Below are 25,697 nucleotides of genomic sequence, written 5' to 3' on the forward strand. Positions count from 1 at the left end.
GTGTTCGATCGTGCCGGGGGCAGCATGCACTTTCTCGTCATTGAAAACTATCCGCACACCGAGCTTGGCGTCCTGGGCCGGGTGGCGGAGGCTGAAGGCCATTCCTGGAAAACGGTCAAGGCCTATGCGGGCGAGGCTCTGCCTTGGGAAATCGAAACCTTTGCCGGCCTGGTTGTGCTTGGCGGCGCGCAGAACGCTGTTGCCGATGACACCTATCCGCATCTGCCTAAGGTCTGCGATCTGATCCTGCGGTTTCATCAGGTCGAGCGGCCGGTGCTCGGCATCTGCCTCGGTTCGCAGCTGGTTGCCCGCGCCTTCGGCGGCGGCAACCTTCTCGATCTTCCGGTCGAATTCGGCTGGCGCGAGGTTATCCCGACGAAGGAGGGCCGCGCCGATCCGGTGCTGAAGGAACTGCAAACCGGCCGGCCGCAGTTTCATTGGCACACCGACACCGTCACCTTGCCCGAGGGCGCGGTCCATCTGGCGACCAGCGCCATGACACCGGTCCAGGCCTTCCGCATGGGCTGGGCCACCTATGCGGTGCAGTTTCATTTCGAAACCGGCCTGAGCGAAGTGCGCAGCTGGTCGGAGCAATTCCCGGATGACATCGCCGCCCACACGCCGGACTGGCCGGTGCGTTTCGAAGCCGAAGCCGAGCGCCATGCGACTGCGGCCGAAGAGACCGGCGCGGCGCTGTCGCGCGCGTGGGTGAAACTGCTTTAGACAGACCGCTTCACACCACCGGCGTGCCGCCCGCCAGAACCGTCTGCATCATGGTCTCGTCCAGATTGCCACCGGAAAGAATGATGCCGGCCTTTTTGCCGTTAAGCTGGCCCGCGTCCTTGGCAAGCGCGGCAAGGGCGGCGGCCCCGGCGCCTTCGGCGAGATTATGCGTGTCGGCGAAGAGGGTCCTTATGGCCTCGGCGATGTCCGCGTCCGAAACCGTCAAGATGCGCTCGGCTCCTGCGGCCAAAATGTCGAGCGCGGCCTGAACCGGCTCCCGGCAGGCCATGCCGTCGGCGAATGTACAGGCGCTCTCCGTGGTGACGATCTTGCCGGCTTCGAAGGAGAGACCGTAGGCGGGCGCGTTTTCGGTGACCACGGGCACGATCTCGGTCTTGAGCCCGAGCAGATCGCGAACGGTGATCAGGCCGCAGGCGCCGGACCCCATGCCGACCGGGACATAGACCACATCGAGATCGGGAAAGGCGCGGAAGAACTCCAGCGCGTAGGTGCCGACGCCGAGCACGATGTTCTTGTGAAAGCTCGGCACCATCAGGAGGCCGCGCTCGTCGGCCAGCCTCTCCGCAGTGCGCCGGGAAATGTCAAAGTCCCGCCCGTCGATCACCAGCTCCGCACCGAAGGCCTGCATTGCCCGGTTCTTGCCCTGCGCATTGCCCTCCGGCACGACAATGGTGGCGGGCAGGCCAAGGGTGCGCGCGGCAAGCGCCATCGACTGACCGTGATTGCCCCGTGTCGCCGTGACGACGCCAGCCGGAGCGCCATGATCCTCGATGTGCTTCTGGATGTAGACGATCGAGCTGCGCGCCTTGAACGCGCCGATCGGTGTGTGGTTCTCGTGTTTGACGGCAATGTCGATGCCAAACCGCTCCTTCAGCAGGGGCCAGGCATAGGCCGGCGTTTCGGGAACCAGGCGGCGTACGATGGGCAGGGCGCTGTCGAGATCGTCAAGGGTGAAGAGGGGAGACATGGTCGGGCTCCGTTCGCTCAAGGGAGGCCGGAGATCCGGCAGGGGCGTTGGAACAGTGATAGCGGGCTTGAGCAAACCGTGTCTTTCAAAATCCTGAACCGGAAGGCGCTTGCGTCGCCTGGGCCTCTCCGGCAGGGTGTGCGGCCATGACACCTGGCCTCAAACAGACCGTCTCAACCAATCAGCCGCGCTGCCTGAGCGTCGCGGGGCACCGGCTCGTGCTGTTGCCGGCGGAAGCCTATGACATCGGCTTCGTCGCCGCGGAGGACACGCTCGGCTTTGCTTTCGACAGCCAGACCGGCAGCCACGCCATCGGCTCTGACCGGCGGTCCCCGTTCTGCCGCCTGCCGAATTCGCTCGCGCTGACGCCAAAGGGCTGCGATGTCCGCTCGGGTTCGGATCGTGGCGGGGAATATCTCCAGGTCAGTGGCGAAGGGGTCCGGTTTCGCGACGGGGCCTATCGGACCAACCTTCAGGTGCCGGGCGCCCTGGCTGTTGCTACTGAGCTCAGGAAGTGGCTGCTGGCTGAGATGGCGCCGGATGCGCTCGAAAGCGAAGCCTGGATCGAGCGGCTGACGGATCTTGCGGAGCCTCAACGGCGCGATCCGAAGGCAGCCCGCTGGCTGACCCCGGCGAGATTCCGCCGCGTGGCGGATCTCGTCGAAGACCGGCTCGAGACCAGTCTCACCGTGGCGGGACTTGCCCGCGAGATCGGCGTGTCGGCGAGTTTCCTCAGCCGGGCCTTTGCTGCCTGCTGCGGCCAGTCGCCCTACGATTTCATCCTGAGCCGCCGCCTGCAGCGCGCACGCCGGCTGATCGAAACAACCGGCCAGCCGCTGGCCGAGATTGCCGCGGCGGCCGGGTTTTCCTCGCAAAGCCACATGACGGCCTGTTTCCGTTCCCGTCTCGGGATTGCCCCATCCTGTCTGCCCAGGATCAAAGCACCAGATTGTGCCGGCCGACTTTCGTGATGTCGGTCTCGCCGCACAGGCCCATGGTGACGTCCAGTTCCTTGCGCATGATCTCCAGCACCTTGGTCACTCCGGCCTTGCCCATCGCGCCGAGGCCATAGATGAAGGCGCGGCCGATATAGGTGCTGTGCGCGCCGGTCGCCACTGCCTTGAAGATGTCCTGGCCGGAGCGGATGCCGCCGTCGAAATGCACTTCGATCTTGTCGCCGACCGCATCGACGATATCGGCGAGCACGTCATAGGAGGCCAGGGCGCCATCGAGCTGGCGGCCGCCATGGTTGGAGACGACAATGGCGTCGGCGCCGAGGTCCGCTGCAATCCTGGCATCCTCGACATCGTTGATGCCTTTCAGGATCAGCTTGCGGTTCCAGTGCTTCTTGACCCATTCGACGGAGGACCAGTCCAGCGTCGGGTCGAATTGGCTGTTGGTCCATTCCGCCAGCGAGGTCATGTCTTCAACGCCGGAGACATGGCCGTGAATGTTGCCGAACTGGTGGCGCTTGGTCTGCAGCATGTTCCAGCACCAGCGCGGCTTGAAGGCCAGGTCGATGAGCACGCCGGGCTTCGGCTTGGGCGGGGTCGACAACCCGTTCTTGATGTCCTGGTGGCGCTGGCCGAGCACCTGCAGGTCGAGCGTCAGCACCAGGGCTGAACAGCCGGCATTCGTCGCCCGCTGCATCAGGTTTTCCGAAAAACCGCGGTCGCGCATCACGTAGAGCTGGAACCAGAACGGGTTTTTGGTGTTCTCCGCGACATCCTCGATGGAACAGACGCTCATGGTGGAGAGGGTAAACGGCACACCGAATTCTTCCGCCGCCTGGGCGGCCAGGATTTCGCCGTCCGCATGCTGCATGCCGGTCAGGCCGACCGGGGCAAGGGCGACCGGCATGGAGACCTCCTGGCCGACCATGGTCGTCTTCAGAGAGCGGTTGTCGATATTGCGCGCGACGCGCTGGCGCAACTTCTGCCGTTGCAGCGCGGCTTCGTTCTCCCGGTATGTGCTCTGGGTCCAGGAACCGGTATCGGCATATTGGTAGAACATTTTCGGCACCCGGCGCCGGGCGAGGGCCTGCAGGTCGGCAACATCGGTAACAACGGTCATAAGAGATCCTCCCGAAGGTCAGGAACGAGGTTTTGTTTTGTCGGTTTTCAAGTGCCGGAGCCCGGCAAGCTGTTCGCGCTGGTCGAGATCTTCCGCCTCGGCAAGGGTGCCGCAGACATAGTCGATATGCTCTTCCGAGGCCTTCCTGGCGCCATCGGCGTCGCCGGCCCGGATGGCGGCGGCGATGGCAACGTGCTGCGCCAGCAATTCGACCCGCGCCGTCGGGTGATGATAGAGCCGGCCGCGATTGTAGAAGACGCCGTTTTCCAGGAGCCGGTAGCAGGACCGGAGCGTGTGCAGCAGCACCACATTGTGGGCGGCTTCGCCGACCGCATGGTGAAACGCGACATCGAGCCGGCTTTCCGTGGCCAGTTCGCCCAGTTCATGGGCCACCTTCATCTGATCGACAATGTCGTCCAGCCGTTCAAGATCGGTGGGCGCGGCGCGTGTTGCCGCCAGCGCCGCAGCCTGGCCTTCTATGCCCCTGCGAAACTCGAAATAGTCGTTCTTGGCGGTCGGGTGCCGGGCGATCAGCTGCACCACCGGCTCGGAAAAGATCGGACCGATCAGGTCGGCGACAAAGGTGCCGCCGCCCCGGCGCGCTTCGACCAGGTGCCGCTCTTCCAGAATTTTCAGGGCATCGCGCAGGACCGGCCGCGACACGGTCATCTGCTCCGCCAGTTCGCGCTCGGCGGGCAGCCGGTCACCGGACTGGAGCACGCCTTTCAGGATCAGATCCTCGATCTGCTCCACGGCGCTGAGCGCGGTTTTCTGATGACTGACGGGGCGAAACATGGCGGTGTCCATCTCCAGGTTGCGCGGACCCTAGCGTCAATTTCAGAATTGGTCAATTTTTTTATCCAATTCTTGTTGCGGAAATGTCGCGCCGCACAGTCAAATCGTTTCGCGTCCCAAAATGCCGGTTGGTTTCCGGGATGCCTTCGGGGAATGTGAGGGCGGATACACTACTTTCGTCGAGGTTGGCATCTTGGATCAGGGGTCAGAAAACGGGTCGTCCTTTCCGGCCTTTCGGACATCTCCCCTTCGGGAAAAAGTTCTGGGCGAGGTCCATGCGCGCCCGTTCCGCTCGATCGGCTGTCCGCGCACGATCCTGCACTATGCCTTTCTGACCGATGCGGAAGAGGCGGCGCGCGATCACGCCTGGCTGACCGAATTCTGCGTGTCGAGGGGCGGGCACGGCCCGGCGCCCGGCGCGCGCCACCACACCATCCCCTTTGGCGGCGGCACGCTCAGCTGGGAACAGCACGCGGAATTCACCACCTACACCTGGGATGGTGCGGCCCATGCACAGACCATTTTCGGGCAGGTGCCGATCAAACATCCCTTTGGTGCCGCGTTTCATGCACCCGGCGACCTGCTGGTGGCCGTTCGCCTGGAGGTCCGGGGCGGCGACGAGGCAATTGAGTGGCGCAGCCAGTTCGACGAGAGCAGCATGACGGTTTCGACGCTGGAGGACGGGGCGGCTCTGGTGGCAACCGATTTTCGCCAGGACGGCGACGGCATGACGCGCTTTCTGGTCTGTAACCGCACCATGAGCGAGGTCCAGTCCGGCGCGATCGTTCAGCGGCTCCTGGAGGTCGAGACCTACCGCACGCTGGCGATGCTTGGCCTGTTCGAGGCCACACGGCTGCAGCCCGAAATCCGGCAGTTCGAACTGGAGCTCGCCGAGCTGACCGGTCAGATGAAGGACACCTCCGCGCTGGGAGCGAACCAGGAGCTGCTCGACAAGCTGAGCGCGCTGGCCGCGGCGCTGGAAGCCGGCGCGACCGCCAGCACCTTCCGCTTCGGTGCCAGCCGCGCCTATGACCAGATCGTCCGCGCCCGCCTTGAAGCGCTGCGGGAGGAAGCCGCGCCCGGCGAATTGTCGATGGCATCCTTCCTGGTCCGCCGGCTCGCTCCGGCCATGCGGACCTGCCAGGCGATCGAGGATCGCCAGGCGATGCTCTCCCGAAAGCTGGCCCGCGCCACCACCTTGCTGCGCACCCGTGTCGACGTGGAGCTGGAGGACCAGAACCGGTCCCTCCTGGAATCCATGAACCGCCGTGCCCAGCTGCAGCTACGCCTGCAGCAGACGGTCGAGGGGCTGTCGGTGGCCGCCGTCAGCTATTACGTCGTCGGTCTGATTTCCTATCTGGCGAAAGCCGCCAAGGGCACCGGCCTGCACCTGCCGGACGCCAGCATCATGACGGGGGTCTCGGTGCCGGTGGTCGTGCTGGTGATCTGGTGGACGGTGAAACGGATCCGGCAGCAGCACGGGGAGCATTGAGGTCGGGCTGATGTGTTGCTGTGCGAGTGAAGCGGACATAGCCGCCTATGAGCAAATGGCCGGAATGGGGCCGTGAGCGGACAGTCAATTCCTGGAATTTCGCTTCCCTAAGCCGACATTCGCTAGGACTATTTCTGCGGTAGCTTTCGGCCTTTTTCGGTCATTCGCAAGGCGTTGAGGTAATGACTGCTTCGCGTTCCCACTTCAGCCATACAGTCTCACGCAACCAGAATTCAAAACCGGACATTCGAAACGAAAGGATTACACATCCAATGGCAGCATGCGGCAAATGTTAAATTTCAAACTGGGTCACTACCCGCAATTGACCTAATCCTTACCGTTCTCGTCTTCCAGTTTAAGCAGAGCTCGAGTGATCTGTGCGAAAAGAGCGATAAAGACTCCGACACCTACGAAAAGATAGAGAACTGTGAAAATCTTGCCGAGATCAGTTTGAGGTGACAGGTCTGCAACTCCAACGGTGGCGGCGGTCATTGCACTGAAATAAAGCGCGTCGATCCATGACCAGTTTTCGACCGTCCGGTAGAAAATGCTTCCGGAAAACAGGACTAGTACTGCCAATAAAACACCAGAGCGAAATGCCGGGATTTTCCATGATCTGATTATCGCCTTGAGCAACCTAACAAGATTGATAAAGAAAGCTGCCATCGTATTGCTCCAATTTAAGTCAGCGTTGCCCGTTGTGCGAATTGGCCTCGCGTACGAAGTTGCCTTCATTTTAAGGAAGTTGCAGCTCGTTTCCTCTGGGCTTGACGGACCATCATTCCAGGCTGGGCTATTCCACGATTGAAACGAATTCTGTTGTGCGGTTCCAGTTCTTAACTTGTGACCTAACTTTATTCCTATGGAAAGATCGACTGAACAAGGCCACATTGGCAAATCTGAAGATGCGGTTTCAGCGCTCCAGATGGACGAGGTTGTAGATTATCAGGGCACAGTGGAGCCAATGCTCCCGGTCCAGGAAGCGTCTGTGGTACAGCTTCGATCAGGCCCCCCTCCCACAAACCTAGCTGTATTCTCATCTGAGAAGGTTTCGGTACTTGGGGTACATCATCACGCCGCATCTGTTGGAGTAATCGTCACCAAACCTGAGTGCTTCGGCTTCATGTGGTGGGACGGGCAGGAAAACTGCAAGATAAATGGTGAAACCGCCCGGAGCACTGTCCTTTATTCGCAAGGTGCACAAGACGGATTTCACGCAGTCGGTGGCGCCCGCCAAACTATGGGCGCCGCTGTTTGTCGAGACGACTTGATAGGAGCAGTTGCAGCGCTCCGCGGAATTGGTCCAGAAGATGTATTGCTCAATCAATCGGCCCTGGAACTCCTACCTGAAGCAGCAGCCCGTTTTCGAGTAAACATAAAAGGTTGCCTGGACAGGACTATTCATCACGAAAGACAGGGTGTGGGAGGTCTCGAAACTGCCAATCAGGGTGAGGCGATCTTCGGACTTCTTGTGGATGTCTACCTCCGCTCAACTCAGCATGAAACGCGTAATTACCGGGGGGGAGCACCGGAGAAGCTTGTTCGACTGGCAGAGGAGCGGTTTTATGCTTCGCAAGGTGCGCCGGTTTCCCTTGCCGATCTCTGCGTTGCGGCAGGCGTTAGCCAAGCGACTCTTTATCGAGCATTTCACTCAGTCTGTGACATGCCGCCCTTAGCATATTTCCAGAAGCGGAGGCTCTCCGATGCCAGAAGAACTCTCGTGAACTTGTCCCCGCAACGCGGAGCTGTGAAATATGCAGCTTTTTCCGCGGGATTTACGGATTTGGGTCGGTTCTCCGTCGAGTACCGACGTTTATTCGGGGAACGACCATCTGCGACACTGAACAGGCAAACACCTTGAGAGTAGAAACACAGTTTCCCTAGTCTGAATGAATATTCCCTTTGAATCAAATCTGAGCTGGATGGGTCGAACTACAATCACGTTTGCTGACTTCTCAAAATGTCCGGCGCCCCTCCCCATGAAAAACACAACCGTTTGAACGGAAAATAAACTACGTCCAGGATCTTGTCGGATTAAGAGGTCTTCTCCGATCAATCCGAAGTTTTGTCATCCATCTTCATTTGGACCTGACTGAAAATGATAAAATCCGCATACAAACATAAGGTTCCGGTACCTGAAAGTTTGAAATAACGTTGCGGTGAAATAGCTTTTTCCACCGCTTCAATTCATAGCGGCATCACAATCCGGAACCGCATCCTATTTCGTAGCCTGTCCGGGTTGGGGCAACTCAAGCAGGTGAGCGGATTGGAGCGGGAAGGACTGCTCTGGGAGAGAAAAGTGCCAGCACCTATTCAAAGACACACGACATTGCCAACGTGTTTGGCGACGCTGATCTCCGGTGACCGAATATCAGAATACTACGGTAAGCCAATCAACCGCCCGGCCAAAATAGCGAAATTTGTCACCGTTGGTTTGCTTACCGTTGCTTGCACTGTGCATCCTGGGATCGCCCAGGAAGTTTCACAGGACAGGGTCTCGGCGGCATTCAACGCGGTCGACAATCACGCGCAAATTGACACCGTTGCCGAACTGGAGGAAGCGACTGAAGATCCAGATGAGCTTTCGACGGAAGAGCTCGCGCAGCAGCTGAACAATCCAAACTCTCCTCTGTCGAGCTTGACCTTGCAGAACATAACGACATTCTACAGTGGGGATCTGCCGGACGCCGACAATCAGGTTGGAAACATGTTCCTGTTTCAACCTGTGTTCCCCTTTCCACTGACAGATGATGGCACGCGCAATTTCTACGTCCGGCCAGGATTTTCCTTTGCGACCAATCAGCCTGTTCCGAATGCAACCGGAACAGGCTTCACCCACGAGATTTCGCTCGGCGACATCGGTTTTGATGTGGCAGTTGGCCAGTCATTCGACAGTGGGTTGATCATGGTGGGCGGTATCCAGGGAACGATCCCGACTTTCACCACGCTCTCGGGCGAGCAGTTGCGGCTTGGCCCGGAAGGCCTGATTGCCTTCCTGAACAAGGAAGGTGCTGTGGCAGCTTTCCCCCAGCACCAGTGGAACGTTGCCGGAAACGGGCCTGACTATTCCACGTCAACCCTGGAGCTCTTCGCGCTCAAGTTTCTCAGCGATGGCTGGACCGTCGGAACCAACCCCAAGATCAATTATGACTGGCAGTCCGAACAATGGACGGTTCCTGTCAATGCGACGATACGAAAAGTTGTCAAATTGGGGAATGTACCAACTCAATTCTCGGCATCCTTCGACTACTATGTCGAAAAGAACGACAATTTTGGACCTGATTTTGGCCTGACCTTCAAGATCACGCCAACGGTTCCAAACTTCATTTACAATGCCTTCAACTGACCCTGAGGCAGACAAAATTTTTTGAGAGGAAACCTATGAAAAACCTATTTCTTGCGTCACTTATCGCCTTTGCAGCCTTGCCTGCCGCCGCTCAGGAAACACCCTCGCAGACACTAATAACAAACGTGCAAGTGTTCGACGGCGAGAACGAAGCGCTTTTGGAAAATGCCAGTGTCCTCATCGAAGGCAATCTCATCAAGTCCGTGACAACGGATTCGATCGATACAAACGGGGCGACAGTAATCGACGGTGGCGGGCGCACAATGATTCCCGGCCTGACCGATGTGCATTGGCACATGACTATGGCAGAGGTGCCCCAGACCACGATTATTACCGGAGACATTTACGAGATCGCAGCCAGAGCGGTCCCTACGGCAGAACGCACCTTGATGAGAGGCTTTACAACTGTGCGGGACATCGGTGGAAACAGCTTTTCCCTCAAAAAGCTGATCGACGCCGGCGTGATCTTGGGACCACGCATGCTGGTCGCCGGCGCGCCGCTCAGTCAGACCGGCGGACACTACGACTACCGCCTGCCCCACGAAGTGCCGGCTGACAGCACCCTTGATTATTGGGGGCGGACTGGTTTCTTCGTGATCGGCGATGGTGTACCCGAAGTTCAAAAGCGCGCTCGTGAATTGTTCCGCATGGGGGCGAGCCAGATCAAGATCGCAGCAGGTGGTGGCGTGGCTTCCATTTTTGATCCACTGGACGTGCGTCAATACTCTCTTGATGAAATGAAAGCCGCCGTCGATGTCGCCGATAGCTACAACAGCTATGTCGCGGCACATGTCTTCACTGACGAGGCTGTGCAAATGGCCGTTGAAGCCGGTATCAAGACCATCGAACACGGCATGCTGATTGGCCGCGAAACTCTTGAGATAATGAAAGAAAACGGCGTTTGGCTGAGTACGCAGCCATTGGTCGATGACGAAGACCGAATGATTTTTCCGACCCAGGAGTCGACAAGAAAATGGCTGGAAGCAACGGCAGGAACCGAAAAGGTTTATCCGCTTGCAAAAGAAATCGGGGTTAAAATCGCGTTTGGAACCGACGCTCTGATGGATCCCGAAATGGCAGAAAAACAGGGCAAGCTTCTGGCAAAGCTGTCGCGTTGGTTCACGCCCTACGAAGCATTGAAAATGGCGACCTCGGACAATGCGGAGCTCATGGAAATGGCGGGTCCGCGCCATCCCTATCAAGAAGGCCCGCTCGGCGTCATCAAGGAAGGGGCCTATGCCGACCTGATCCTGGTGGACGGCAATCCACTTGAAAACCTCGATCTGGTCGCCGACCCGCACGAAAATTTCGATCTGATCATGAAAGATGGCGTGATCTACAAAAACGAATTGGAGAACTGACCCATGCTGCGGACGACAACAGCCTTCCTGCTTGGCACAGTCATGGCGGTCACACCTGGTATTGGGCTTGCGCACGAACCCATTGCGCTTTCACCCGACGGTGGCAAGATCGTTCATGGTCACACCTATGGCCCGGCCCTTAAATACGACAATGTCGTCATTCGAGGGGCGCAGATCTTCAACGGATGTGATGAGGATCTGGTGTCAGCCGATGTCTTGATCACTGACAACCTGATCGCAAAAATCGGATCCGACTTGCAAGCTCCCGAGGGCAGTCATGAAATCGTGGCCGATGGTCACACCATGATTCCGGGCCTAATCGACGCGCACTGGCATGGTGTGTTTGCGACAGCTACAATTGTTGAACTCATGACGACCAACGAGGGCTATTGGAACCTCCTGACGTCGGTGGCGCAGCGCGACACGCTTTATCGCGGGTTTACAACCGTTCGGGACACGGCTGGTCCGATGTTCGACATCGCTCGCGCAACAGATGCTGGTATTATTGTAGGGCCGAGGGTTTTCCCCTCCGGTCCGGCGATCTCGCAGACTTCGGGACATATGGACTTCAGGATGACTCGCGATGTTCCGGCGACCCCTGACAAACTCAATTCCTTCGAAACATCCGACATGTTTTACATCGCCGATGGCGTGCCGGAGGTTCTGAAACGTGTGCGCGAAAACCTCATGCAGGGTGCTACGCAGATCAAGCTGATGGCAGGTGGCGGCGTTACGTCGAGCTATGACCCGATCCACACGATGCAGTACACCAAAGACGAGCTGGAAGCGGCGGTTGAACAGGCGGCAAATTGGGGCACCTACGTACTCACCCATGCCATCAACGATGAAGCCGTCAATCATTCCATCGACGCGGGTGTCAAAAGCGTCGAACACGGCCATATGTCCACCCGCGAGACACTCCAGAAGTTCGTCGACGAAGACGTTTGGCTCAGCATGCAGCCCTTCCTGGATGATGAGGATGCGCCGGCTTTGAACGACTTCCAGAAGGCAAAGTACAAGTTCGTCACCGATGGAACCGATTTCGTCTACAAGACTGCCAAAGAGCTTGGTGTCAAAATTGCTTTTGGCACCGACACGTTGTTCAGCGCCGATCTGGCGAAACGTCAGGGTGCGCAGCTCGCCAAGCTGAAAAAGTGGTTTACACCCTACGAGGCCCTGAAAATGGCAACCTGCGACAACGCAGAGCTGCTCAAGCTGTCTGGCCCGCTAACCCCTTATCCTCTGGGGAAGCTTGGTGTCATCGAGGAAGGGGCCTATGCGGACCTCCTGTTGGTTGATGGTAATCCGCTGGAAGACATCGATCTCGTCTCCGATCCTCATGAGAATTTCGATCTCATCATGAAAGATGGCGTGATCTACAAAAACACGCTCTGATGAGGGTTGGAGAAAAAACGATGCGGCTCATCAGTGTTTGGACGGCATTGATCCTGTCGATTGCGCCCGCGTCGGCAACGCAGATGAGTGTGAGCTGGTCGAGCCTTGTCGATCAGCAAGCTCAGACCTTCGAAGACCCCTTCAAAGCGTTGTCCGTGCGTGAATTGAGCGATCTTTCCACGGTTGAACGGCTTCGAAAACGACTTGAGAGTGATGAGGTCGCAGACGAAGCGCGTCCGCGTCTGGTTGAACGCTTGCGGCTTAAGGAAAACGGTCTCAAGGAAGCGGGCATCGACCCTGATTGGCTCCTATCTCAGCGTTGGGCCATTGCCGAAAAGCGCAAGACTGCCGCGTGGGCGGTCAACGCCGCCCTGGACGGTCGGACAGTGGAATTGAGAGGGTATCTTCTGGTCGCTGGTTCATTATCGGAAAAGAAAGTGCTGCCCTATCTGGTGCCGGAACTCGGTATGTGCTCCCACACTCCACCGCCAGCTCCCAACAATTTGGTGCAACTGAAGTTACCGTCCAACACCAACTATCCTGAGAAGCCATACGCGTTTGTTGAAATCACCGGGACGCTGCATGCATCCCCTGATAGCGTTTTGGCCCGTGTTGTCGACGGGCAGCTTGTGATGGCCAGCGCTTGGGCGTTCAAGGTGGACGCAATGAACGTCATCACGCCCAATGCTTCCGAGAAACCCGCTCAGTCCCCCGATCACTGGCCGGTCGTGCCTGAGACACAATGAGCTAAATTGACACGGAATTTGACTGCAAACAGCAACTGGCCGGCAGATAGGACGGAAAGAAATTATTGGGAGGACCAATCGATGCAATCCATTTTTCTAAGACAGCTGCTCGCACATTTCTCTCAAAAGTTGACTGACAGCTCCCGGCCCCGTTTCGGACATTCGTCCCAACCGCGGTAAATGACCGCGCCCCGCCCTCTAATGACCTTCACACGTCGTGCAACGAACGGCTGCTTTGCAACTCGGACCTGAATACTGCGAACAACCGCAATGGGCACGCAAAGCAGGCGATCCAGTCCACACCAACCTCGCCTCAAGAAGCCATCTCTTTTCCTCGTCCCAGATTTCTTGCAAACACCCGGAACTCCCTTCACCCCGCCAATCCAAAGACCCGCTATCCTCACCGACATCCACCACCCACAAAAGAAAAAGGCCGGGAAAATCCCGGCCTCTTCTTTTTTGATGGTTGAACCGTCTTATTCGGTCGCGCCTTCGGCGTTGAACTGGGCCAGATAGGCGATCACGTCGGCGCGGTCGTCTTCCTTTTTCAGGCCGGCAAAGGCCATTTTGCCCTTCGGGATCACGTCCTTCGGCTTGGTAAGGTAAGCGTCGAGCGTTTCCACGTCCCAGACCTTGCCGTCGCCCATCTCGATCAGGGCGTTGGAATACTTGTAACCCTCGACCGCACCCCATTCGCGGCCGACAATGCCGTTCAGCTCGGGGCCGACCTTGTTCTTGGCATCAGGTCCAACGGCGTGGCAGGCCTTGCATTTCCGGAAAACTTTTTCGCCCTTGGCGGCGTCGCCCTCGGCGCTCGCCTGAACGCTCAAGGCCAGAAGCGCGGTTCCGGCGATCATCAGCAGTCGCTGCATGTGTCTCTCCCTCAATTCGGGTGGTTGAAACCCCAGCCCACAGAACAGGATGACCGGCTGAGATGCAAGCGACGCACCGTCGCAGCCCAGACCGGAGCTTGTCGATGAGGTAAACTTTGTAGTTTACTGATGGCGGGTATCAACTGGCACGCGCGCTGCTGGGCAGGCGCAGCCACTCCTCCAGGCCCGCGTCCCAATAAGGTGAGGAGCCGTAAAGGCCTGCAAGAAAGTCGATGAACACCCGCACCTTGGCGGGAAGGAACTGGCGGCTGGGATAGACGGCGTAAAGGCCGACATCCTTGGAAGCGCGGTATTGCGGCAGCAGGATCTGCAATTTGCCCTCGCGCAGCTCCGGGCCGACATCCCAGGTGGAGCGCAGGGCGATGCCAACGCCGGCCATCAGGCATTCGCGCACGACTTCGTTGGAATTGGTCTTGATCGGCGCCTGGGTGCGAACGGTTTCGATGCCGTTCGGGCCGGCGAGCCGCCATGGGTCCTGGTTGGTCGCCGCGATGGTGACGTGGTTTGTCAGTAGATCGTCGATGCTGTCGGGTGCGCCGTGCTTGGCGATATAGTCCGGGCTGGCGCAGAGGATCCGGTGCACAGGGGCCAGGCGCCGGGCGACCAGGCTGCTGTCGGAAAGTTCCGCGATACGGATGGCAAGATCGTAGCCGTCACCGACAATGTCGACGAAATCGTCGGAGAGGTCGAGATTGACGGACAGGTCCGGGTTCTCGGTCAGGAAGGTGCCCAGATGCGGCGCGATATGCAGGCGCCCGAAGGAAGTAGGCACGGCGACCTTCAGATTGCCGCGCGCCTTGGCCGAGCCGCGCGAGACGAAGGTTTCGGCCTCTTCCACGGAGGCCAGGATGGCCACCACGCGCTCATAGAAGCCCTGGCCGGCCTCGGTCATGGCGATCTGGCGGGTGGTCCGCTGCAGAAGCCGCGTGCCGAGTTTTTCCTCAAGCCGGCGGATGCGTTTGGAGACAACGGCTGGCGACAGGCTCATCTCGCGGCCCGCCGCCGACATGCTGCCGGCGCTGACCACTCTTGCGAAAATCTCCATGTCCGTCAGATTGCTCATTTTCAATCTCTCAGAAAGGCAATTAGTATTTTCCGTACCTTTTCCCGGGTCGTGAACCTTGCCAGACTTCGGAAAAAGAGCTGCACTGCATGGCCACTTTACGTTGGACCTAGCCGATTGGATCAACGTAACAAATAGTAGAAGGATCATTACCCTGTGACCGCAATTGCGATGCCCGCTCCCGATCAGTCCGTGATCGCCCGCCGCCGGGAAATCCTGTCCGCGCTGCAGGCGATCGTTCCGGGCGAAGGCGTGATCCACGACGAGCGCGAGATGCGCGCCTACGAAACCGACGCCCTGACGGCCTATCGCCAGCTGCCGCTGATCGTCGTTTTGCCGGAAACGGTCGAGCAGGTCTCCAGGGTCCTGAAATACTGCCATGACAATGACGTCAAGGTGGTCCCGCGCGGGGCGGGAACGTCTCTGTCCGGCGGGGCCCTGCCGCTGGAAGACGGCGTGTTGCTGTCGATGATGAAGTTCAACCAGGTGCTCGACATCGACTATGACAACAGGTCCGTCGTGGTTCAGCCCGGGGTCACCAACCTCGGCATCACACGGGCGGTCGAGGGCGAGGGCTTTTATTATGCGCCGGACCCGTCCTCCCAGATTGCCTGTTCCATCGGCGGCAACATCGCCGAGAATTCCGGCGGTGTGCATTGCCTGAAATACGGCCTGACCACCAACAATGTGCTCGGCCTGGAAATGGTGCTGATCAACGGCGAGGTCATCCGTCTGGGCGGCAAGCATCTCGACAGCGAGGGTTATGACCTGCTGGCGCTGATGACCGGCTCCGAGGGCCTGCTGGGCGTCGTCACCGAAGTCACCGTGCGCATCCTGCAGAAGCCGGAAACCGCGCGCGCGCTCCTGATCGGCTTTCCGACCAGCGAGGATGGCGGCCGCTGCGTCGCCGACATCATTGCCGCGGGCATCATCCCGGGCGGCATGGAAATGATGGACAAGCCCGCCATTCACGCGGCGGAGGATTTCGTCCATGCCGGTTATCCGCGCGATGTCGAGGCGCTGCTAATCGTCGAGCTCGACGGGCCGGAAGGCGAGGTCGATTACCTGATCGGCCGGGTCGAGGAAATTGCCAAGGCCAACAAGGCCCGTCATTTGCGGGTTTCCGAAAGTGAAGAAGAACGCATGACCTTCTGGGCGGGCCGCAAGGCGGCCTTTCCGGCGGTTGGCCGGATCTCGCCGGATTACCTTTGCATGGATGGCACCATCCCGCGCCGCGAATTGCCGAAGGTTCTGGCGCGGATGCGCGAACTCGCCGACAAGCACGGGCTTCGGGTCGCCAATGTGTTTCACGCAGGAGACGGCAACCTGCACCCGCTGATCCTGTACGATGCCAACAAACCGGGGGAGCTGGACGCCGCCGAGGCCTTCGGCGCGGACATCCTGCGCCTGTGTGTCGAGGTCGGCGGGGTTCTGACCGGCGAACACGGCGTCGGCATCGAAAAGCGTGACCTGATGACGGACATGTTCTCCGAGGCCGATCTGAAACAGCAGCAACGGGTCAAATGCGCCTTTGACGACAAGCATCTGCTCAATCCGGGCAAGGTCTTCCCGGTGCTGCACCGCTGCGCCGAACTTGGCAAGATGCATGTGCACAAGGGCCAATTGCCCTTTCCCGACATTCCGCGGTTCTGAGAGGCCACCATGGACGCAACCTTGAAACCGCGCAGCGCTGAAGACGTCGAAGAGGCCGTCAGATGGGCGGCTGCCGAGACCCAGCCGCTGGAAATCCTGGGGCAGGGCTCGAAACGGGCTCTGGGCCGGCCGATCCAGGCCGCCCATGTGCTGGATCTCTCCGGCCTCGCCGGCATTGAAAGTTATGAGCCTGCCGAATTGGTGCTGACGGTGAAAGCCGGCACGCCGATTGCCGAGGTTGAGAAACTGGTCGACGACAACGGCCAGGAACTTTCCTTCGAGCCGATGGACTATGGCCCGCTGTTCGGCAAAGCGCCGGGGCGCGGCACGATCGGTGGCGTTCTGGCCGTCAATCTCTCGGGTCCCAGACGGATCAAGGCCGGTGCCGCACGCGATCATGTGCTCGGGATGGAAGCGGTGTCGGGACGCGGCGAACTCTTCAAGTCCGGCGGCAAGGTGGTAAAGAACGTCACCGGTTACGATCTGCCGCGAACGCTCTGCGGCTCTTACGGCACGCTCGCAGTGGCGACCAGCGTCACCTTGAAGGTCAATCCCAAGCCCGAGACATCGGTGACATTCGTGCTGAACGGGTTGGACGACCAGGACGGCATCCAGGCGCTGTGCGAGGCCATGGGCTCGTCGGCGGAAGTGTCGGGCGCGGCGCATCTGCCAGGATGGGGCGATAGTGACAAGAGCAGGACGGTCCTGCGCCTGGAGGGCTTCAAGTCCTCGGTCGACTACCGGATGAAGAGCCTTGCCGATCGGCTCGGCGCCTACGGGACCTCCCATCAGCTTGACAGGGACGAATCGCAAAAACTCTGGACGGGTATCAAGAACCTGGAAGACTTTGCCGCGCGGAATACACCGGTCTGGCGGATTTCCGTTGCTCCGACGGCCGGACCGCAACTGGTGGCGCGCCTGAAAACCGCTTTCGAGCTGGATGCACTCTATGACTGGAGCGGCGGCCTGGTCTGGCTGTCCTGCACCGACGGTGACATCCACCAGGCAAAGGTGCGCAATGCGGTTGAAGCGGTCGGCGGCGGCCATGCCACGCTGGTGCGCGCGGATCCGTCCGTGCGCTCGGAGGCGGCCGTGTTCCAGCCGCAACCGTCGCCGCTGGCGGCGCTGTCCCGGCGCCTGAAGGAGCAATTCGACCCGAAAGGCGTTCTAAACCCTGGACGTATGGTCACCGGTCTGTAGTCTGGAGGAGATCGTGTCGAGGGGCAATTTTTAGCGGAGTTCGATTATGGAACAGCAATCCGACGTTGCAGGTTACATGGAGCCGGGCGGGAAGAACGCAACGCTCATCTATATTCTTTATCTAGCCAATATTATCGTGCCGTTCACCGCCATCGTTGGTGTGATCTTCGCTTATCTGAACCGGGGCCAGAGCAGCGCCTGGGTCGACAGCCATTACACCTACCAGATCCGGACCTTCTGGATCGGGCTTCTGTTCGGCATTGTCAGTGCCCTTCTGACCGTCATCCTGATCGGCTTCCTGATGATCCTCCTGGTGCTCATCTGGATGATCGTGCGTTGTATCAAGGGCATGCAGCTGGCCGGGCGCAATGAGGCCGTCCCGAACCCGCAGACCTGGATGTTCTGAAGGCCGTCCAAATCGATCCATCCTGGAGACAGGCCGCCGGCGCGCGGTTGTGCGCCGGACGGGGAGTGGTTGCATCCTGTTCCGGTCCTGGTCCTGTGGGACAGATTGTCCCTGACCGCAAAACCCTTATGCCCGAAAGGTGCCTTGTGCGGTTTTTCGGCAGACCGTACGATCCGCGTCACTTCAGGGTAGATAACCCGCATCGGGTGAGGGGACGCGAGCCGACATGCAGACCAATTTTACCGCGGAACAACTGAAAGACAGCCACGTCGCGGCGTCCGAAAAGATCCTGCGCAAATGCGTGCATTGCGGTTTCTGCACGGCGACCTGCCCGACTTTCACGCTGCTCGGCGATGAGCTGGACAGCCCGCGCGGGCGTATCTATCTCATCAAGGACATGCTGGAAAATGATCGGCCGGCGGACGAGAAGATCGTCAAGCATATCGACCGTTGCCTGTCCTGCCTCGCCTGCATGACCACCTGTCCCTCGGGTGTGCATTACATGCACCTGGTCGATCACGCCCGCATCCACATCGAAAAGACCTACAAGCGTCCTTTGACCGACCGTCTGATGCGGTCGCTGCTGGCCTTCGTGCTGCCTTACCCGAAACGCTTCCGGGCGGCGCTCATAGGAGCGTTTTTCGGTCGTCCGCTCGCCGGCGTGCTGAAAATGATGGGTGGACCGCTGGCCAAGATGGGCGCGATGCTGGAACTGGCGCCTGCCAGGGCACCGGTGCGCGGCCAGCTGGAAGGTCCCGGCGTCTTCACAGCCGAGGCGCCGGCGCGCAAGGGCCGTGTGGCGCTGTTGAGCGGCTGCGCCCAGCCGGTGCTCAATCCGGGCATCAACGATGCCACCATTAGGCTTTTGCGCCGGTCCGGCTACGAGATCGTCTTGCCGAAGGGCGAGGTCTGCTGCGGCGCCCTGGTCCATCACATGGGCAAGGAAGAGGCGTCGCTGGAAAACGCCCGCCGCAATGTCGATGTCTGGACGGCGGAAGCCGAAGGCGAGGGCATCGATGCCATCCTGATCACCGCCTCCGGCTGCGGCACCACGATCAAGGATTACGGCTTCATGCTGAAGGACGACCCGGCCTATGCGGAAAAGGCCGCAAGGGTGTCGTCGCTGGCAAAGGACATCACCGAGTTTCTATCAGGCATCGAGCTCGGTGAGCCGCTCCTGAAGCCGGGCCTGACGGTGGCCTATCATTCCGCCTGCTCGATGCAGCACGGCCAGAAGATCACGCGCCAGCCTAAGGACCTGCTGAAAGCCGCCGGATTTATCGTGAAAGACGTGCCCGAGGGGCATCTGTGCTGCGGATCGGCGGGCACCTACAACATACTCCAGCCAGACATCGCCCGTCGTCTGCGCGACCGCAAGGTGGCCAATATCGAAAAGACCCGGCCCGACCTGATTGCGACCGGCAATATCGGCTGCATGACCCAGATCGGCCTCGGCACGGAAATCCCGATTCTGCACACGGCCGAACTGCTCGACTGGGTCTATGGCGGCCCGGAGCCGGAGGGGCTGTCGTCGGTGCTTCGCACCACTGAAGCAGCGGAGTAGGACCGCTCAGCTTTCCCGCGTGCCCAGCTGAACCGGGGTCTTGTCGTCCGGTTCGCTGTCCTCCTTTTCACCCGCAAGACGGAGGGTGCGTTCGAGCAGCTCTTCGTAGATTGGCCGGCCGCCCAGATGATGGGCGGTGAGCGAGGCGGTGGTGCAGGTGACCAGCACCGGCATGATCAGGGCATAGGCGCCGGTCAGCTCCATCACCAGAACCACGCCAACCATCGGCGCGCGCACGGAAGCGGCGAAAAACCCGCCCATGGCGGCGACCGCGCAGGCGGCGCGGAACTCGTCCTCGATCGGCAGGTAACTGACGAAAAGGACGCCGAAGGCGAGGCCCGCACAAGTCGCAATCGACAGCATCGGGGCGAAGATACCCCCCGGCACGCCGGAGGCATAGGAGAACAGCACGCCGCCAAAGCGGAGCAGCGTCATCAACAGCAGCGCCAGGATGCCGTATTTGCTTGCGATCAGGCCGTGTACCAGATCCTCGCCGCCGCCGGTCGCATCCGGAAAGGCGTTCAGGAGAATGCCGGTGGCGGCACCGACCGCGAGCGCCGGCAGCCAGCGCATTCCCTTGGGGATCTTCAGAAACAGATCCATGGTCATGATCAGGGCGCGATTGAACAAGACACCGAGGCCGCCGAGAAAAAAGCCCAGGATGGCCAGAAGCAAGAAGCTCCAGATCGGCACATAGCTTACTTCCACCAGCAGCGGCGGCCCGACATGGGTGAGCTGCTCGGTGACCGCGGCGCTCAGGATCGACGCGATGATGACCGCCATATAGGTCCGGTAGCCGAAGGGAAACTGCCGGCGTGTTTCCTCGACGATGAACAGGATCGCCGCCAGCGGTGCGTTGAAGGCGGCCGCAAGACCTGCCGCCGCGCCGGCCGCGAGCAGGCCCTTGTGCTCATCCGGCGAGTGGGGCCGGGAGCGTGCGATTGCCTCTGCGGTCATCGCGCCCATATGGATGGTCGGTCCCTCGCGCCCGAGAACCAGACCGGAGCCAAGGGCCAGCAAACCGCCGAAGAACTTTGCGACCAGCACCGGCACGGGGTGCAGGGGACGTTTGTCCTCCATCGCGCCCTCGATTTCCTGAATTCCGCTGCCGGCGGCTTCCGGCGCGACCCTTTGGACCAGAAAAAAGGCACCGGTCACGCAAAGAGCGGAGATTGCCATCGACACGGCATAGGGCAAAAAGCCGGTGCCGAGCGCGGTTCTGAGCGCGGCGTATTCAGCGAACAGAAACTCCAGGCCGGTGTGAAACCCGGTCGCCAGCGCGCCGACCAGGAGGCCGACGAGCGCGGCCTTCACAAAATAGGCGGCATCCGATTTCGCGGAATATGAACTGGAGGGAACTTGCATGCCGGCGATCCGGTGAGCTGGGGTGATGGGCAGTGCCGGCCGGCGATTCGACCCGCGTCAGCGAGAAGCCTGCAAGGAAAACGCATGGTGCGCAAGGGAGCTGCGGAACGGAAAAACGCGCGGGCTGGCCGCGCGTTTTCTAATCGTTCGAAAGACCCTAGATCACGTGAACCGTGGTGCCGACCCGCACGCGTTCGTAAAGATCCGTGACGTCCTCGTTGCGCATGCGAATGCAGCCGGAGGAGACCGCGTGGCCGATGGTCCAGGGCTGGTTGGAACCGTGGATCCGGTAGAGGGTTGAACCGAGATACATGGCGCGGGCACCGAGCGGGTTTTCAGGTCCGCCGGCCATGAAGGTCGGCAGATCAGGGCGGCGCTTGCGCATCTCCGCGGGCGGACGCCAGTCCGGCCATTCGGCCTTGCGCGTGACCTTGTGCGTGCCGGCCCATTCAAAGCCCGGCTTGCCGACGCCGACACCGTAGCGGCGGGCCGTGCCGTCGCTCTGCACCAGATAGAGATAGCGGGCATTGGTGTCGATGACGATCGTGCCGGCCTTGTGCGGGCCGTCATAGTCGACCACCGTTGGCAGGAATTGCGGTGAGATCTGCCGGGTCTGCGGCTGTTGAACGCGTCGCTGCTGCTGGCGCACCGGCTGCTGGCGCGGCGACCACCAGTTGGCGCGGCGCACCTGGCGCTGCTGTTGCTGCGGTACCTGGCGGAACTGGTAGCGCGTGGCCGTCGACCGGCGCTGCACACGCGGCTGCAGCTGCAGCATCCAGGGTTCGGTCAGATTGGGACTGAGCACGAGAGGCGGCGGCGCGGTCTGGGCAGAGGCCGTGGGAACGCCTGTCAGTCCGGTGGAGACAATCAATGCCCCGGCGATGCCGATCGCCTTGAGAGAAAATGCACGTGAAAAGAACATGGCAGCACTCGCAAACTTGTCATCGACCACGTTCAGCGGATTGAGGCCGTCCTCAAGCCGCCGGTTAACGGATTGGCAAGGATGATAAGTGGCTGTCCTCAGCTAATCGTGAATCCCGCATGGAGAATTCAGGTAATCTTTTCTTATGGTTATTCTTTTCTTGAGGAACAGGCTTAATAAAACGAGAGTCGTGGACCAGTCGTTTGGTTAACGATTTCAACGGGGATTGAATCCTCTGCGCTTTCCAGGATTCCTTGGTTAACGCACGCGCCTGCGGGCATCGCGCAGGACCAGCGGCAGGATCGGCTTTGTCTGCTTTATCGACATGCCGGGCTTGATGCGCGGGTCGTAGAGCATGTTCAAAATGATCTGGTCGAACACGGTGAACCGGCTGTGCCGGGAGGAATCGTTAAAGACGGAATGAACGAGGTCTTCATCGTCGTTCATCGGCCCGAGGCCCTGCAGCAGTTCCTCCACCAGGCAGCGCTTGAACAGGAACTCGCCCTCGTCCGAGACAATCACAGCCGCCGAGCGCTTGATGCCGTTGCGCCCCGAAACGACACGAACGAGACACCGGCCGGGCACGCGAGCGCGGTCGTTCTTGTAGATGTCCTTTTTCACCACTTGCTCATATTGCGCCCGGTCGACGACATAGACCTCGAAATTTGCGGCGGCGGGATCATTGGTGACGTCCGTGGTCAGGCCGCCGATGCGGGTGCCCATTTCCCGCACGAACCGGTGAACCGTGTGCTTGCGGTCCCGGGACGCGAGATTGTGGACATAGAACAGGACCGGGCGGGTGAACTTCTTGACCAGATAGGGGCGCCAGCTCCAGCTGCGGTATTCGAGCCCGAACACGGTTTTTTCAAACCCTTCCAGAAGTTCCTCGGTGGAAAAGGAGCCACTCGCGGCAAGGGCCGGCCGCGAGGTTACCGCGGCGGTCAACAGAAACAGGAAAACCAGGAAACACCGCATAAAAGTCATATCGCTCTAAGCACCGTCTGCAACCATCTTGGCCCTAAAAATCATGGCCTGGGCAGGCGCCTGGCGGGAGTCTGATTTTGGCCGGGCGAGGATAGCCAATGGACCGGGAAGAGGAAAGCCAAGAAACCGTTACCAAAGCGCAAATCGCGCCGCCGGATGAGCCAAGCATCGAAAAAACAATTCCTTAAACTTCGACTGTTATAGCTGGAACATATTGCGAATGAAGGAAGCCTGCAGGGCTGGGGACGGGAGTAGGCATGGCCGCGGTGAAAAGATCCTTTCGAGCGGAGAGCTTGATACGTATGAATGCCGGGGCGAAGGAAGACCCCGCCTTTGCAGAGGAACGCCGTCACCAGGAAGTCATGGCAGAAATCGCTGGCCTGCGCTCCCTGATCAAGAAGGGCCCCGAACAGCAGGGCGCTCTTGACCCGGAAGCCATGAGCGAAAAGTTCATGGCGGAGTTCCGCAAGGAACTGTCCGAAGCCGCCAAGCTGAAGGTCGAACTGGACGCCATTTACGAAGCGATTGCCCAGACCAAGAAGGAAATCGCCACCCTGCACCAGACCACCGGTGCGGAAGGTGAAGACATGACCCGTGTCACCAATGAGCTCGATGCGGTTGTCATCGGCACGGAAGGGGCCACGGAAACCATCCTGTCTGCCGCCGAATTCATTGACGAGACCGCCAACACCCTGTCGGCGCGCATCGACAAGGAAGACGCGGAACTTGCCGGCGACATTCAGGACAAGGTCATCCAGATCTTCGAGGCCTGTAACTTCCAGGATCTCACCGGCCAGCGCATCACCAAGGTTGTCTCGACCCTGCGCTTCGTCGAGGACCGCATTATCCAGATGATGGACATCTGGGGCGGCATCGAGACCTTCAAGGACATCGAAGTCGAGCAGCGCGACCTGAAGGAAGGCGACGCGGCCCTGCTCAACGGTCCGGCGCTGGAAAGCGATGTCGATGTCGCGACCCAGGACGACATCGACGCCCTGTTCGCCTGATCCTTCGCACTTCTGTTCCATTTCAAGAACCCGGCCGGTTGGCCGGGTTTTTTGTTTTTGGGACCCCTTCACCCTTTCGAGCATCATCCCGGCCAAGCGCAGCGCGAGCCGGGATCGGGGAGCCACATGTCTTTGGTATTCAGTGGCTGACGTTCGTCAGGCTCGGGCTCCCCGGTCCCGGATCTCCGCTACGCTGCGTCCGAGATGACGATCGATAGGCTTGGGGGGACGAGATGCGGGTGGGGGGAGACTGCCTTGCGGACAAGGCGCGTTTAGGACTTGCCCTTGATGGATGGACTCGCTACCAAGGCGAGAACAAAGAGTGAATATCGAGGTGGTCATGGCAGACGAACAACCGGCGGCAAAGGTGGAGCGCGATCCGGACACCGGGTTGCTGATGGGAAGCGACGGCAAGGAGCGCTGCTGGTGGCACGGGGGCCTGGACGATTACCAGCGCTACCATGACACGGAATGGGGCTGGCCGGTGGATGAGGACCGGCGGCTGTTCGAGAAGATCTGCCTGGAAGGTTTCCAGTCGGGCCTCTCCTGGCTGACCATCCTGCGCAAACGGGACGCTTTCCGGGCAGCCTTTGCCAATTTCGAATTCGACAAGGTCGCCGAGTTCACCGAGGCCGATGTCGAACGCTGCCTTCAGGATGCCGGCATTGTCCGCCACCGCCGGAAGATCGAATCGACCATCAACAACGCCAGGCGGGCGCTGGACCTGCGCGCCGAATTCGGTTCGCTCGCGGCCTATTTCTGGTCCTTCGAGCCAAAGCCGGAAGACCGCCCGGCACGGATCGACTTCGCTACCGCGCGCACCCTCGGCAAGACGGCGGAAAGCACGGCCCTTTCCAAGGATCTGAAAAAACGCGGCTGGAGTTTCGTCGGCCCGACCACCGTCTATGCCTTCATGCAGTCCATGGGCATGGTCAACGACCACCTCGAAGGCTGCTGCTGCCGGAACGGTGTGGAAGCGGCCAGGGACACGTTTCGCAGACCTGAAAAACGCACTGGATCCTGAGCCGACTTACCCGGCCTGGGACATCAGGGTCTCGTTGAAAATTTTCAGGTCGAATTCTTCTGAAAGAAGTTTGCGCAGCTTTTTCAACTTGGCGGAATTCGGCTGAATGTAGGACAGACGGACATAGTCCTGGGCCATCTTTCCCTGCTGCTCGAAACGGTAGCTCAAAAACCGTTTCCCGGGAACGATCGTGTAGGCATAGGGATCCCGGTAACGGATGTTTTCCATGGCGATTGCGAGCAAGGAAAAGCCGGTCCTTTCCCTGTTCTGGTACTGCCAGACATGCATGATCTCATGGGCAAGCAGGTCCAGGTCATCGACGTTTACGCGCGTCGGAAACCCTTCAGCGAAATCGGCTTTGTAGGAGCCTGTCTTGTAGTAGATGCGATTGTGGATCACCAACGCTTCGGGTTTGCTGCGCAGCGAAACCGCCGCCCTTTCCAACAGTTCCGATTTGGTGAGACCGTAGCTCTCAACGGATTTGGCTGATGCGTAATCCTCGGCAAGAGTGCTCTTGAGCTTGTCGTTTGTGTCTTGTGAGGACTTTCCGGGCGAATAGACTTCAATTTTGTTGGCGTTGAGCTGACCAGAATAGATCTTGGACGCGAAGTTTTTTTCATTGGCTGTCAACGCGCGGCAGCCTGAAAGAGCGAGCGCCAAGCACAGGACGCCCAGCAGAAATTTGAATTGCATTGAA

Annotated in this window: 24 protein-coding genes; 14 read left to right on the forward strand and 10 right to left on the reverse strand. The window is 59.8% G+C overall.

Going from position 1 to position 25,697, the window contains the following annotated elements; all coding sequences use genetic code 11:
* Positions 1–24 precede the first annotated feature (24 nt).
* Positions 25–723, forward strand: coding sequence for a type 1 glutamine amidotransferase (locus tag M0H32_RS00565; RefSeq protein WP_248149403.1), 699 nt, complete (start codon positions 25–27; stop codon positions 721–723).
* A gap of 10 nt (positions 724–733) precedes the next feature.
* Here M0H32_RS00565 and M0H32_RS00570 read toward each other — a convergent pair whose 3' ends face one another.
* Positions 734–1,711, reverse strand: coding sequence for a threonine dehydratase (locus M0H32_RS00570; protein WP_248149405.1), 978 nt, complete (start codon positions 1,709–1,711; stop codon positions 734–736).
* A gap of 146 nt (positions 1,712–1,857) precedes the next feature.
* On the opposite strand from M0H32_RS00570, the gene M0H32_RS00575 reads away from it, so the two are divergent.
* On the forward strand, positions 1,858–2,682 hold the full coding sequence (locus M0H32_RS00575; protein WP_248149406.1) for a helix-turn-helix domain-containing protein: 825 nt from the start codon (positions 1,858–1,860) through the stop codon (positions 2,680–2,682).
* Here M0H32_RS00575 and M0H32_RS00580 read toward each other — a convergent pair.
* Complete coding sequence (locus tag M0H32_RS00580; RefSeq protein ID WP_248149407.1) at positions 2,648–3,784, reverse strand: alpha-hydroxy acid oxidase; 1,137 nt, start codon at positions 3,782–3,784, stop codon at positions 2,648–2,650. The two genes, M0H32_RS00575 and M0H32_RS00580, sit on opposite strands and share 35 nt — an antisense overlap.
* An 18-nt stretch (positions 3,785–3,802) precedes the next feature.
* Entirely contained in the window at positions 3,803–4,579 is a 777-nt protein-coding gene (locus M0H32_RS00585) for a FadR/GntR family transcriptional regulator (RefSeq protein ID WP_248149409.1), read from the reverse strand.
* A 193-nt stretch (positions 4,580–4,772) separates the two neighbouring features.
* Between M0H32_RS00585 and M0H32_RS00590 the strand changes: the two genes are divergently transcribed.
* Positions 4,773–6,071, forward strand: coding sequence for a DUF3422 family protein (locus M0H32_RS00590; RefSeq protein WP_248149411.1), 1,299 nt, complete (start codon positions 4,773–4,775; stop codon positions 6,069–6,071).
* A gap of 327 nt (positions 6,072–6,398) precedes the next feature.
* On the opposite strand, the gene M0H32_RS00595 is transcribed toward M0H32_RS00590, so the two are convergent.
* Entirely contained in the window at positions 6,399–6,737 is a 339-nt protein-coding gene (locus M0H32_RS00595; RefSeq protein ID WP_248149412.1) for a potassium channel family protein, read from the reverse strand.
* Positions 6,738–7,311: 574 nt separating this feature from the next.
* On the opposite strand from M0H32_RS00595, the gene M0H32_RS29695 reads away from it, so the two are divergent.
* From M0H32_RS29695 to M0H32_RS00615, 5 genes are all read left to right on the forward strand, one after another.
* Positions 7,312–7,932: a helix-turn-helix domain-containing protein gene (locus M0H32_RS29695; protein WP_425607283.1), complete on the forward strand. Its 621-nt coding sequence runs from the start codon at positions 7,312–7,314 to the stop codon at positions 7,930–7,932.
* A gap of 438 nt (positions 7,933–8,370) precedes the next feature.
* The gene (locus tag M0H32_RS00600) at positions 8,371–9,417 is read left to right on the forward strand and encodes a hypothetical protein (protein ID WP_248149414.1); all 1,047 of its coding nucleotides are present in this window, start codon (positions 8,371–8,373) and stop codon (positions 9,415–9,417) included.
* Between the two features lie 35 nt (positions 9,418–9,452).
* On the forward strand, positions 9,453–10,778 hold the full coding sequence (locus tag M0H32_RS00605) for a metal-dependent hydrolase family protein (RefSeq protein ID WP_248149417.1): 1,326 nt from the start codon (positions 9,453–9,455) through the stop codon (positions 10,776–10,778).
* 3 nt (positions 10,779–10,781) lie between these two features.
* A complete protein-coding gene (locus tag M0H32_RS00610; protein WP_248149423.1) occupies positions 10,782–12,173 on the forward strand; it encodes a metal-dependent hydrolase family protein in 1,392 nt (463 codons plus the stop codon).
* A gap of 20 nt (positions 12,174–12,193) precedes the next feature.
* Positions 12,194–12,919 (forward strand): DUF3299 domain-containing protein, encoded by a 726-nt coding sequence (locus M0H32_RS00615; protein WP_248149424.1) that lies wholly within the window; start codon positions 12,194–12,196, stop codon positions 12,917–12,919.
* 476 nt (positions 12,920–13,395) lie between these two features.
* Here the strand turns inward: M0H32_RS00615 and M0H32_RS00620 are convergent, their stop codons facing one another.
* Together M0H32_RS00620 and M0H32_RS00625 are read right to left on the reverse strand one after the other, a co-directional pair.
* The gene (locus M0H32_RS00620) at positions 13,396–13,791 is read right to left on the reverse strand and encodes a c-type cytochrome (protein ID WP_248149426.1); all 396 of its coding nucleotides are present in this window, start codon (positions 13,789–13,791) and stop codon (positions 13,396–13,398) included.
* A 139-nt stretch (positions 13,792–13,930) separates the two neighbouring features.
* On the reverse strand, positions 13,931–14,875 hold the full coding sequence (locus M0H32_RS00625) for a LysR family transcriptional regulator (RefSeq protein ID WP_248149428.1): 945 nt from the start codon (positions 14,873–14,875) through the stop codon (positions 13,931–13,933).
* A gap of 171 nt (positions 14,876–15,046) precedes the next feature.
* On the opposite strand from M0H32_RS00625, the gene M0H32_RS00630 reads away from it, so the two are divergent.
* From M0H32_RS00630 to glcF, 4 genes are all read left to right on the forward strand, one after another.
* On the forward strand, positions 15,047–16,528 hold the full coding sequence (locus tag M0H32_RS00630) for an FAD-linked oxidase C-terminal domain-containing protein (RefSeq protein WP_282449060.1): 1,482 nt from the start codon (positions 15,047–15,049) through the stop codon (positions 16,526–16,528).
* Positions 16,529–16,537: 9 nt separating this feature from the next.
* On the forward strand, positions 16,538–17,728 hold the full coding sequence (gene glcE / locus M0H32_RS00635; protein ID WP_248149435.1) for a glycolate oxidase subunit GlcE: 1,191 nt from the start codon (positions 16,538–16,540) through the stop codon (positions 17,726–17,728).
* A 46-nt stretch (positions 17,729–17,774) separates the two neighbouring features.
* Positions 17,775–18,134, forward strand: a complete 360-nt coding sequence (locus tag M0H32_RS00640; protein ID WP_248149438.1) for a DUF4870 family protein — start codon at positions 17,775–17,777, stop codon at positions 18,132–18,134.
* Positions 18,135–18,360: 226 nt separating this feature from the next.
* Positions 18,361–19,698 carry a glycolate oxidase subunit GlcF gene (glcF, locus tag M0H32_RS00645; RefSeq protein ID WP_248149439.1) on the forward strand — a complete coding sequence of 446 codons (1,338 nt, stop codon included), beginning with the start codon at positions 18,361–18,363 and terminating at the stop codon, positions 19,696–19,698.
* Between the two features lie 6 nt (positions 19,699–19,704).
* On the opposite strand, the gene clcA is transcribed toward glcF, so the two are convergent.
* From clcA to M0H32_RS00660, 3 genes are all read right to left on the reverse strand, one after another.
* Positions 19,705–21,063, reverse strand: coding sequence for a H(+)/Cl(-) exchange transporter ClcA (clcA, locus tag M0H32_RS00650; RefSeq protein WP_248149440.1), 1,359 nt, complete (start codon positions 21,061–21,063; stop codon positions 19,705–19,707).
* A gap of 157 nt (positions 21,064–21,220) precedes the next feature.
* Complete coding sequence (locus tag M0H32_RS00655) at positions 21,221–21,985, reverse strand: L,D-transpeptidase (protein ID WP_248149441.1); 765 nt, start codon at positions 21,983–21,985, stop codon at positions 21,221–21,223.
* 258 nt (positions 21,986–22,243) lie between these two features.
* On the reverse strand, positions 22,244–22,969 hold the full coding sequence (locus M0H32_RS00660; protein WP_248149442.1) for a DUF2927 domain-containing protein: 726 nt from the start codon (positions 22,967–22,969) through the stop codon (positions 22,244–22,246).
* A 257-nt stretch (positions 22,970–23,226) separates the two neighbouring features.
* Here M0H32_RS00660 and M0H32_RS00665 point away from each other — a divergent pair, with 257 nt between their 5' ends.
* Together M0H32_RS00665 and M0H32_RS00670 are read left to right on the forward strand one after the other, a co-directional pair.
* Positions 23,227–23,976 carry a protein phosphatase CheZ gene (locus M0H32_RS00665; RefSeq protein WP_248149443.1) on the forward strand — a complete coding sequence of 250 codons (750 nt, stop codon included), beginning with the start codon at positions 23,227–23,229 and terminating at the stop codon, positions 23,974–23,976.
* Between the two features lie 340 nt (positions 23,977–24,316).
* The gene (locus M0H32_RS00670) at positions 24,317–25,000 is read left to right on the forward strand and encodes a DNA-3-methyladenine glycosylase I (RefSeq protein ID WP_248149444.1); all 684 of its coding nucleotides are present in this window, start codon (positions 24,317–24,319) and stop codon (positions 24,998–25,000) included.
* A 6-nt stretch (positions 25,001–25,006) separates the two neighbouring features.
* Here the strand turns inward: M0H32_RS00670 and M0H32_RS00675 are convergent, their stop codons facing one another.
* Positions 25,007–25,693, reverse strand: coding sequence for a hypothetical protein (locus M0H32_RS00675; protein ID WP_248149445.1), 687 nt, complete (start codon positions 25,691–25,693; stop codon positions 25,007–25,009).
* Between the last annotated feature and the right edge of the window lie 4 nt (positions 25,694–25,697).

The sequence above is a fragment of the Roseibium sediminicola genome, assembly GCF_023156505.1.
Lineage (GTDB): Bacteria > Pseudomonadota > Alphaproteobacteria > Rhizobiales > Stappiaceae > Roseibium > Roseibium sediminicola.